This is a genomic window from Candidatus Vallotia laricis, assembly GCF_020541325.1.
GTDB classification, from domain to species: domain Bacteria; phylum Pseudomonadota; class Gammaproteobacteria; order Burkholderiales; family Burkholderiaceae; genus Mycetohabitans; species Mycetohabitans laricis.
The window spans coordinates 442457-452811 of sequence record NZ_CP047399.1; the positions used below are offsets into that span (position 1 = coordinate 442457).

At 35.9% G+C, this 10355-nt stretch carries 5 protein-coding genes and 2 tRNA genes; 1 reads left to right on the forward strand and 6 read right to left on the reverse strand.

The window, feature by feature from the left end:
• Positions 1 to 715 precede the first annotated feature (715 nt).
• The 4 genes from GKR41_RS01780 to GKR41_RS01795 all read right to left on the reverse strand — a co-directional run bounded on the left by GKR41_RS01780 (position 716) and on the right by GKR41_RS01795 (position 3417).
• Positions 716 to 1174, reverse strand: a complete 459-nt coding sequence (locus GKR41_RS01780; RefSeq protein ID WP_226810149.1) for a DUF3318 domain-containing protein — start codon at positions 1172 to 1174, stop codon at positions 716 to 718.
• The gene (locus GKR41_RS01785) at positions 1171 to 1563 is read right to left on the reverse strand and encodes a phage holin family protein (RefSeq protein WP_226810225.1); all 393 of its coding nucleotides are present in this window, start codon (positions 1561 to 1563) and stop codon (positions 1171 to 1173) included. The genes GKR41_RS01780 and GKR41_RS01785 overlap by 4 nt, the downstream gene beginning before the upstream one ends.
• 120 nt (positions 1564 to 1683) lie before the next feature.
• Entirely contained in the window at positions 1684 to 1986 is a 303-nt protein-coding gene (locus GKR41_RS01790) for an ElaB/YgaM/YqjD family protein (protein WP_226810150.1), read from the reverse strand.
• Between the two features lie 1354 nt (positions 1987 to 3340).
• Positions 3341 to 3417, reverse strand: a tRNA-Pro gene (locus tag GKR41_RS01795).
• 2158 nt (positions 3418 to 5575) lie between these two features.
• Here GKR41_RS01795 and GKR41_RS01800 point away from each other — a divergent pair.
• A tRNA-Arg gene (locus tag GKR41_RS01800) sits at positions 5576 to 5649 on the forward strand.
• Positions 5650 to 7090: 1441 nt separating this feature from the next.
• Here the strand turns inward: GKR41_RS01800 and GKR41_RS01805 are convergent.
• A complete protein-coding gene (locus tag GKR41_RS01805; RefSeq protein ID WP_226810151.1) occupies positions 7091 to 9172 on the reverse strand; it encodes a M3 family metallopeptidase in 2082 nt (693 codons plus the stop codon).
• Positions 9173 to 9258: 86 nt separating this feature from the next.
• Positions 9259 to 10110 (reverse strand): bifunctional methylenetetrahydrofolate dehydrogenase/methenyltetrahydrofolate cyclohydrolase FolD, encoded by an 852-nt coding sequence (gene folD / locus GKR41_RS01810; RefSeq protein WP_226810152.1) that lies wholly within the window; start codon positions 10108 to 10110, stop codon positions 9259 to 9261.
• Positions 10111 to 10355: the final 245 nt, after the last annotated feature.

Here is a 10355-nt window from a genome sequence, read left to right on the forward strand (position 1 = left end):
TGTATTGTGATTCCGGGATTATTATAATTCAAAATTTGAATATAGATATTTAGGACTTAGCTATATTCTATAGCATCCAGGTTAGATTTATGAGAGATTACTCTATCTGTAATAGAGATATAGACTTGCTAGTCAATTAATAGTTCCTCACCCTTGCAGATATACTTCAGAGTAGGCTAAAAGTAAGCAGAATTTAGGTTAGGTGGATATAGTAGTGAGCTTTACGTATTTTACAATACTACTGATAAAAAATACAGATATCTAGTAGACGAAATCTACTTACTAGTCTAGATAATAAATTTAGAGGTATTTTAGTCGTAGTGTTAGCACCGCATTGCACAGTGCAAACTAGTGGTAGTTCTGGAGTGCGATACTCTTTTGTAAGAAACGCTTTGTTACTGTAACTTATTGCTATTCTTACTGTATTTAACGATGGCTATTGATTACTTTTCTTTCTGGATCTTATATCTATACAAAGACTGATTATATGTATGCTATCTCCCACCATGATAGAAGATAAAAAACGGTTATGCTATTGACTCAGTTAGCAAGTTAGCAAATAAAAAACTTATATGATTTATTAAATAATTTACTAAAACTTAACGTTGAGAGATAGCCAACTAATTTAGTTTATCTCTGGTTGGAAAAATTCGTCTGCGATATAGGTCATATTAAGTAAGTATGCTCGATTAAGGCAAAAAATCACGCGATTGTACTACAGCTTAGTGCATCCATGATCGGAGGTCGCATCTTGATGCAGACGTTCTGCTCTCCACAGACCGTAGATCTTCCAAGCGGCAGCACTTATGACAGTCCATTTTAGTAATGGTTTAGCATTTTGGATAACCATTCGACGCACGGAGGCGGCTAATGTAGCCGATGCGATCGAACTAAACAGCGGATACTGATTAAGTAATTTACGGATAGTTAAAGAAAACCCACACAATAATTGGTATTTACTAATCCCAGGCATTAGCCACCTAATCCAATTAAGCCTCGAAATATCTTGGCATATCTCCTGGCTGGCATTTACAATGTCCAGTCGATTACGATCAGCGCGTGCAATTAATACTTCTTTTCGAAGTTTCCGAACTTTACCTGTAGCTTTAGAGTAATTTGAACTTTGTATCGGCATTGGATAGGCGGGATGGCTATTTAAATAGGGATTATTCATAATGATGATTTATACAAAATAGCGCGATCTTTATCAAATTCAGATAGTGTTTTCTCGAAAACTAAAGCTCCTCGCCGGAGGTCTGCGTATACTTTTCTCATGCATGCACAAGCTACAATAAGATATACTATAGTTAGTATAGCCAACGTCTGCCATCGATACGTTTCCCAGAACGCCGCGGTCATAAGTATAGTTAGGGTCATAAGTCCTATTGTCGCAAACATCATGGCTATAAGGCCGAAGAAAAATATATTAAATAGCCGATCTTTTTCTTCTGCGAGTTCAATACTGATTAATTCTAGGCGTGTTTGGAAAAGACAAAACGCCGATGCAGTAAGGCGTCGTAGTGAACGATAAATTAGCAATGTCGGTTGAATGTTTTTTTTCATCAACAGATCGCGCGAAGCGCGGCAGTAGAATGTTTTATTAGCCAACGAATGCACATTACGTATAAAGGACAAGGCAAAACTAAGTGCTAGAAACAGAAGACGCATATGCTAAGTTCAGCGTTACTTGCGATTAATCAGTAGCCCAATCAACATACCAATTCCAGTAGCAACGCCAATAGACGTCCAGGGATGGTCATGGACATAATCATCTGTGGCACGAGCAGCTTTTTTACCTTTTTTTACAACTACAACCTGGACATCGCTCGCCTTTTCTTTTGCTTGCTTTAGACGTATAAGTGCTTTTTCACTTAATTCGTTAGCGCGTTCGCCAGTTGTACTTGCTGCCTGTTTGAGCAGATCTTCTGCGTCCGATAGAACAGTTTTTATATCTGACATTAGGTGTTCCTTATTAATTTCCATCACAATTGCCCCCTCCTATAAAATATATCATCACTATAAATTGTGATGAAACTGTGTTTCTATACTAAGCATGGTCGTTATTTTATGTAAATAATGAAAAGATACCAAGCCATAAAAAATATATTTTAGACTATCTAAGTTGTTAAACAAGAGATAAATTCTTGCTGTATTAGATAGTACTCGCATTGAATGCTACAATATGTATTGTAGTATGATAGTATAGACTATACACTAGATATACACCAGACCCTGAGATGGTAGTCGCATACAGAAGAATCAATAGCATATTTCTGTTTAAATAGCAGAATTAGGACCTTCTAATTTCACTAACAATCACACAGTATTGCTATCTTCATGGTGGTAATTTTTTTATATACTACTTTTATATATACTACTTTTATGTACCTGTTGGCAATAGCATTATTTGCATCTCATGACACTATTATTCTATAATAATATTTGACCATACAAGTGACTTACTATGTAAGTATATATATTGTATAAAATATCATGTTTATGAACGAGTCTAAATAACAAAAAGTTAATACATATTTGGTATGTATAATTTTCTTCAAAAGATCTATATCTTACTAGATTTTAAACTTATTTATAGTAATTTTGGTTCAAAAAATTTTTTGAAAAGTGTAATATACTACACAAGATTAAAACCATTAAGTATAATAGCACTATCATTCGTATATATCAGAATATTAAAAATAAAAATCTTTAATTAAAATTTTTAATTCCTGTATTAATAAATAATCTAGAACGCTAGAAGTACGCTCTTAGAAGAAGTAAATTTGGATAAATATTTAGATTATTTAATAAAAAATTTTAAGAACACGCGGGAATTTGATGGAGAGAGTGATAAAGAAAATTCTTTTCTATAATTTTTGAAAAAAATGTAATAAGGTAACATTAATTAATGTTGTGCATTAGTAAGAATTCTCAAAAATAGATAATTAACTTATTACACTTTATTTACTTTTTATTTTTAATGATAAAGTTTTACTTTATAACTTAACGATCAGATTCCAAATAAGAGAATTCTAAAGACCAGTATGTCATTTAATGACATAGATAAGCTTCGCACTCTATACTTTTTTCGAAAATAAATAAAATTAAGATAATACTTATGCCTGTGGTTTTATTGGATGAGAGTTGTGAGCCACAAGAATGACTCATTAAATACTTAGACAACCCATATCGGAGATATAGTTAAAAATATAATTTTTAAGACTTAAATTTATATTAGGATGTTTTAAACATGTGTTCCTAGATTTATTAATCAAGCTAAATTAAATTTTTCCTATGACATTTAAGGTGTAGTTACTACTTTTATAAATCATGCTTTTATTGGTCGGAGCGATAGGATTCGAACCTACGACCCTCTGATCCCAAATCAGATGCGCTACCAGGCTGCGCTACGCTCCGTCAATTGATTATAGGCTAACGCCAGATGCGACGTCAATTGCCTGAGTGCGTTATATTAATATAATATAATAATAGTATAAATCATGTCTATATTAGTGCGCGTATTGTTGCTATCGTGTATTAGTCCCGCATGCATTTTTAGGTCTCGTGTATTGATCAGATCTTTGCATAAGTCATTGCAATATTAATGAAGATGCTTTCCAGCATTACGCTACCATGAAAACCGCTTTTATTCTTAATAATATGCCGCAGGATACGAAAAGATTAGTCAATGGCTAAATGGCTAAATCCCAGGATTTTTGACAAGATCAATGTATCATTCTCGATTTTTATCAGATAGTAGCCTAATGGTCAATATTTTTTAGCTTACGCTTATCAGCTTGATAGCATTACTACTATTTAGTCAGTCGTACTAGCAGAGTCTTTAAATAGAAGTGACTGCACGCCGTCTTAACAAGTAAGAAAAATCGTGTTATGGCGATATTAAAAATCTGGATTTTGACTAATTAATAATAAACTGTACTAAATTTTAGTATTTTGATGAAAGTGGTATTGTACACTAAAAGTGATGCAACATTTTTCTCTAATATATCTATAGGGTCAATAGACTAAGTCAGGTGCTTGTACGAGTAACCTTAGCAGACTGGCTAAATAAATATTGCGAAATACTTATCGAGCACTATTCAAGATTCAAGATATAAGTCATTACTCGGCTAACTATGCTTATCGTTGATATAATGGCGCCTGAATACAAGGTATTTTATATACTCAGTACTTTCCTTATTATTAACAATAAGTTTTTGAGAACCAGACTATATTATTTGCAATACATTTGGAGTGAATTTAGATTTCAGCAGCGCGCATCTCTTAACATATCTCGGATATTAACAGGTTTTCAAAATACAATTTTGGCTATATTTAGATTAACCATTTATCTGATCTACGGGCTTCAAGATTCGAAAAGATGTAATCTTTAGATTACATCTAGCTATTAACAATAGTGCCGCTAACGAAATTCTAGCCTAAAACGAGGGCAAAAGAGGATGATTGTTTGAACTCAAAAAGCTTATTTTAATTAGAAGCCTCTGGCTATTTACAATCGCGTTAATATTATCCACTTAAGATTGTTAAATATAATTTTTCCGATAGATTCTCCGTTTTGCTCATGAGGGCGCTAGAATTTTTTCTAGACATGGTGCTTACTAGATTATTTGGTAGTATTTTTTCTACTGTAACATACTAACATTAGATGTTTCTATAATATAAACTTTTACTATTCTGCGGTTATAAGTTAGAAAATTTGTTTTGGCTAGCACATTAGCGGAAATTACTTAGACAATATGCCATAGCCCGCAATAGAGTATCTACTAAAAATATACTTTTCAAGTAGCTAGATTTTGCTAGTATACAATAGCTGATAAAGCTTTAAAATTCAAAGCAGTATTTTTATTTACATTAATACCGCTAGGTGAATTCATAATTATATATATTTAGCAGACTTAGTATATTTTTTAGACAAGCTATTTGCGGTCAGTGGGTTATAGTCACTTCTCTTGATACCGTTATCTGTCTTCTAAATATTTTTTTGTTTTTTAATTATCTTAAATTTGGAAATTATCTTCACTTTTATAGTGTTTTTTGGTATACAGCGAGGCTGGTCTTAGTTATTAAAGTTTTCTTTAGTCTATTAAGAGACTACCGTACTAGTAATAAAGTCGACAGAAGTGTATTGTTTATTAACATACTCAGTATACCTCCTGAATATCCTATTATAAATCGATAGATTCATAGTAAAATACTATAAGACCAAAGTGAAAGATTATATTAGGTAATTTTTGTATATAAGTAAAATCGATGAATATGATATTCAACATCTTATCAACTAACATTAAAGTATGTTTATATACGAACATACACATGTTTTTATAAATTTCAGTTATTAATTTTAATTATTTTTTACTAATTAAAATTTATTAAATATTTTTCTATTTAATTTTAGTACTATGCATTGGAATTTATCCCAGATTTAGTGTTAGGTATATTAAACAAATGATTTTTTGAAGAGTTCATCCGTAAATATCATATTAATTTAAGACTCATAACTATAATTTCATGTAGAGAGAACAGAACGCATGCGGTATAATAAAACTCCATCTACCCGCTCTTAGCTCAGTTGGATAGAGCAACGGCCTTCTAAGCCGTAGGTCGCAGGTTCGAATCCTGCAGGGCGGACTTGTGAATAAATTATTTAAATATATGTTTTTTCTCTTTTGTAATTTTTAAAATTTTTTCTAAAAAACTAAATAGTAATTTTACGAAAAATCTCAAGTATAGAATTATTTTTTCGGTGGAAATTTAAGATAAAAATTTAATTTTTCTTGGTAGTAATTTATAAGAAAGTTTAAATTGAGTGATTAAACATAGATATAATGTGTAGAACTTATTAAGGTATAAAATAAGTATTTTTAATTATCAAGTCTAAAAAATAATTATATTATATAGCTATATAAAAGCTATATTTCTATAGTAGATTACTTTAATTAATAAACATTCTATAGTTTTGAAAAATTTCATAAATCTAAACATAAATTTGTAGCATACTAATGCTAAATTTTAAAAAATTTTTTTCGGACGCTTTAAACATTAAACACGGATATCTATTAATGGTATGTCTTATTATCAAGATTTGCTTGATACAAGCATCTAATTGATTGCCTATTGCAAGAAAATTTTGAAAGAATTAATGTTCTACGTAAAAATTTTTTGTTTCGTCAATACTGCAGAATTAATCTCCATAACCGCTAAATACTACAAATAGTATAAAAGTTAATTGAAGCTGCTAATAAATAGTTTGAGTTAATTTAGTCAAATTACCATGGATGCTAAGAACGTTCGCTTGACTTAAATATTAGAATAAGCGTCAAGTATCGTATTTTTAGATATTGATTATAAGAGTTTACTATTTGGAACTAATATTAGTTTCGATATATATATAATACTAATATTAACTTTTATGGGGGTTAAGAAATGCTAAATACTTTTAAGTATTTAGTGAAAATCTTTAATTTAATTAGAAACCGATTCTACTTTAGAACTTAAATTTTTGGATAGAATTATAAATTCTAAGCTACGCCGATTAAATAATGTTTACTTATTATTTCTTGCATCATTTATTCAAATAAATTTTGTTTGACTATAGTATTACATACTGCAGTAATACTGATACAGTGCTTTAGCAAAGTCTAATATGGGATAACGTGCGTGTTACAGATTAATTGAATTAATAAAAATTACCGAAGATGTATCTCTCAGTACCTAGCAGTAAGTGAGTTCTGGTTGTTATAACGACTAACTATGGCCCCGAGTATTTCTATAGAAAACGTCCATGATTACCTCTAGGATTAAAATAAAATGGCGGAATGCCCTGACAGAAATGAGTTTTGGGTGGGGTGAATAGTATCGCACGATTGTGCGATAGGCGTATACAAGATAATACTTGTACTGTTGTTGCAAAACCTGCGCTAATATTAAGCTAATCCACACTAATTAATCCTCAGAGTAGATTTGCTAGGTCTTACTAGACCATCTTAAAATTACCAGATATCCACGTACCAGGAAACTATAAAGTTATATCGTTCACGATACAACATGATACATATCATTCTGTATCTATTTACTCACTCATGCCATGCAACCGAAGTAGCGCATTAATACACGGTTCACGTCCACGAAAAGCTTTAAACGACTCCATTGCAGAGCGGCTGCTGCCAACCTCGAGTATCTGTGTACGGTAGAGTTCTCCTATCTCAGCATTGAGGATGTTGCCACTAGCACTAGCTGCCTCCTCGAAGGCTGCATAGGCGTCGGCTGAGAGTACTTCGGCCCATTTATAGCTATAATATCCTGCCGCATAGCCGCCAGAAAAAACATGACTAAACGAGTTTGGCCAGCGAGAAAACGGTGCTTGTGGTACAACATGCCATATACCATTGACCTGACGGGCTAATTCGTTAACACTTAATTTGCCCTCAGGTTCGTATGTTGTGTGAAGCAGCATATCAAACCTCGAGAGGACGACTTGCTGAAGTGTGGCGAGTCCGCTTTGGAAGTTGCGAGCCGCAAGCATTTTTTCAAACAGCTGGTACGGTAGTGGCTCTCCGGTATCTACGTGCGAAGTCATGCCGGTTAGCACATCCCACTCCCAACAAAAGTTTTCCATGAACTGCGACGGTAACTCGACTGCATCCCATTCCACACCATTAATTCCTGAGGCACCTAACTCGTCGATGCGTGTTAGCATGTGATGTAGTCCGTGGCCAAACTCATGAAACAAAGTAATGACTTCATCATGTGTAAAGCAAGATGGTTTTCCACTAAGAGGCGCTGAGAAGTTACAGATTAAATAAGCAACCGGGGTTTGCAGCTTTCCGTCAGAGCGGCGGTAGCGTGAGCGTCCATCATCCATCCATGCGCCGGCGCGCTTTCCGTCTCGGGCATACAAATCCAGATAGAAGTGAGCGAGCTCTGTGCCATCATGATTTTCGACTCGGAAAAACTGAATGTCCGGATGCCATTTTTCCGCCATACTTGGCTTGATTAGTATGTTAAACAAGACTTCGGTAACATGAAATAGACCTTGCAACACGCTAGCTTCCGGAAAGTATTGCTTAGCTTCATCTTCAGAGAATTTATAATGATTTTGTCGCAGCTTTTCGGAGGCATAAGTGATATCGAATGCCTCAAGCTGTGTTAGACCAAGCTTATTACCCGCAAATACTTGTAGCTGATTCCAGTCTCTTTCTGCATATGGTCGCGCACGGTGCGCTAAGTCATCAAGAAATGCTATAACCTGCTCAGGCGAGTTAGCCATCTTTGACTCAAGCGAAACTTCTGCAAAATTTTGATAGCCAAGCATTGCCGCTTCTTCCGCACGCAGCTTAAGCTGCTTACTCATATTCTCGGTGTTATCCCACTGCAGATTGCTATTGCCGCAGTCGGTTCCCAGTTCTGAGGCGCGGGTCATGTATGCGTGATACATCGCCCTTCGAAGGGGTCGATATTCTGCATATTGCAGTACCGCAAGGTATGAGGGAAGGTGAAGGGTAAATTTCCAGCCCGGCTTGCTATCTTTTTCTGCCGCATACTTTGCCGCAACGATCGCGTTTACAGGCAGACCTGCAAGGTGTGTATCGTCTGTTACAAAATATGCGTATGCATTCGTCGCGTCGAGTACATGGTCTGAAAATTCCTTAGATAGTGTGGCTTGTTGCTTACGCAATTGTATAAAGCGCAGTTTGCTATACTCCGGTAATTCAATACCAGATAGACGAAAATTGCGCAGCGCATTTTCAAGAATTTTTTTGCTTACGTCGTTTAAATGTGCATATTTGTTGCTGCATGCAATAGCTGTATATTTTTTGTGCAACGCAAGGTTTTGACCAAGATTGGACCAGAATTCGGTCACACGCGGTAGGTTTTTAGCGTATGCTGCACGGAGTGCCGGTGTATCAGTAACAGCACTTAGATGGCAAATCAGACCCCATACGCGCAACAGCGGTTCAGTAGCTTCCTCAACTAGTTTGAACGTCGCCTCCCAAGTATTTGGTGTTTGTACCGCACTAGCGTGTAGTACCGCCTCTTTCGCAGATTTAAGTAGCACATCAAGAGCTGGGGTCACATGCTCAGCCTGAATTGATGTAAATTGAGGCAGCCCTACCAAATCAAGCAATGGATTCAGAATATTAGTCTGAGCCATAATGTTCCTGTTATATCTTTAAAGAAAGATGGTCGGCTTAGTAGAGTGCGAGAGCCATCCTGCTCAGGTCAGCATAATCGCACCCGTTACCTAGCCGTACGATTTGCTGCTTCGATTGTACTAATGAGTAGCATTGTAATGGTCATTGGACCAACGCCACCAGGTACCGGTGTAATGTATCCAGCAACCTTACAAACGCTGTCAAAATCTACATCGCCACATAGCTTTCCATTATTATCTCGGCTTATGCCGACATCAATAACAGTCGCGCCGGGTTTAATCATGTTGGCCGTAATCAAATTACTTTTGCCTGTTGCTGTGACAATAATGTCTGCGCTGCGTGTATGTGTTGCTAGATTACGCGTCTTCTGGCCGCATACCGTTACAGTTGCATCCGCTTGAATTAGCAACATCGCCATTGGCTTTCCGACAATATTTGAGCGACCTATCACGACCGCATTAGAGCCGGCGAGAGGAATATTTTTCCATTCTAACATTTTTAACACGCCCGATGGCGTGCAAGGCTGAAATAGGGGCTTGCCAGTCATTAATGCACCAGCGTTAGCAACATGGAAACCATCAACATCTTTTTCTGGTGATATCGCTTCGATAATCTTATGCGTGTTGATGTGAGGGGGAAGAGGTAGCTGGACTAGAATCCCGTGGATCTTAGGATCGTGGTTCAGCGCTTTAATGCGAGAGAGTAGTTCGATCTCTGTTAGCTTATCTGTATAGTGATTACAGACCGAATACAATCCATTATCGTCACACGCCTTGATTTTATTACGCACGTAGATTTGACTGGCAGCGTTATTGCCAACTAATAGAACGGCCAATCCTGGCCGGTAACCTCGTGCGGTAAGTGCGACCACACGTTGGGCTGCTTCGGCACGTAGTTGTTTAGAAAGAAGGAGACCGTCGATGATTCTGGCTGTCATGGCGGGTATTAGATCGGTTAATCGAGGTACGAAGCAGTAAGAAGGCACTATAAACTTCAGCTGGTGCGGCAAGTGGTTGCGCGTGCCTAGAAATGAATTATACAACTATGGGTTGCTGCTTTGTTTCGCGCGTCTTTATTTTTGACAAGGCTAGGTGTAGAAAGTCATTTGCTATATTTACGTTTAGTATGCATGAAACGTGCGCTGTGTACTTCAATCGTCTTAATATGCTAAAACCGATTCAG

Excerpts from the sequence above, each read along its gene's own strand:
- GKR41_RS01780 (WP_226810149.1), bottom strand. The coding sequence starts at position 1,174 with ATGAATAATCCCTATTTAAATAGCCATCCCGCCTATCCAATGCCGATA.
- GKR41_RS01785 (WP_226810225.1), bottom strand. The coding sequence starts at position 1,563 with ATGAAAAAAAACATTCAACCGACATTGCTAATTTATCGTTCACTACGA.
- GKR41_RS01805 (WP_226810151.1), bottom strand. The coding sequence starts at position 9,172 with ATGGCTCAGACTAATATTCTGAATCCATTGCTTGATTTGGTAGGGCTG.
- folD (WP_226810152.1), bottom strand. The coding sequence starts at position 10,110 with ATGACAGCCAGAATCATCGACGGTCTCCTTCTTTCTAAACAACTACGT.